Genomic DNA, 811 nt, shown 5'->3' on the forward strand with positions numbered 1-811 from the left:
GGATGAGGAAGCGGCGGATGAACTCGAAGGTCCCGAGCGTCATCTGCTTGTATCGATTGCGGCCCTCGATCCGGTAGTCCTTCCACTTGAAGGTGACGCCCTGCCCATCGCAGGCGATCAGGCGGCTGTTGGCGATGGCGAGGCGGTGGGTGTAACGCGACAGATAGGCCAGCACCGCCTCAGGTCCGCCGAACGGCCGCTTGCTGTAGACCACCCACTCGGCTTTGCGCAGCGGCGCCAGATAAGCCGCGAAGGCTTGCGCCTCGGCGAGATGGGCGTGGTCGCCGAAGAAATTGAGGCGGCCGGCTTGGTGCGTGGCGACGAGCTTCTCCAGGAACAGCCGACGGAACAGGCGGGAGAGCACGCGGACCGGGAGGAAGAATCCCGGCCGGCAGGACACCCAGCGCTGGCCGTCGGGCGAGATGCCGCCGCCCGGCACGATCATGTGTACGTGGGGATGATGGGTCATGGCCGAGCCCCAGGTGTGCAGCACGGAAGTGATACCGATCCGGGCGCCGAGGTGCTTCGGATCGGCGGCGATGGTGATCAGCGTCTCGGCCGAGGCCTTGAACAGAAGGTCATAGATCGCCGCCTTGTTCTGGTAGGCGATGTCGGCAATCTGGGCCGGCAGCGTGAACACCACGTGATAGTACGGCACCGGAAGCAGCTCGGCCGCGCGCGCGGCAAGCCAGTCCTTGGCGGCGGCGCCCTGGCACTTCGGGCAATGCCGGTTGCGGCAGGAGTTGTAGGCGATGGTGGTATAGGCGCAGTCTTCGCAGCGCGCGACATGGCCGCCGAGGGCTGCCGTGCG

Annotated in this window: 1 protein-coding gene; it reads right to left on the reverse strand. The window is 66.6% G+C overall.

Going from position 1 to position 811, the window contains the following annotated elements; genetic code table 11:
• Positions 1-811 (reverse strand): IS91 family transposase (locus tag SO139_RS46315; RefSeq protein WP_498542169.1); only part of this gene is annotated, 811 nt, incomplete at both ends.

This window comes from Bradyrhizobium sp. UFLA05-89 (genome assembly GCF_059803475.1).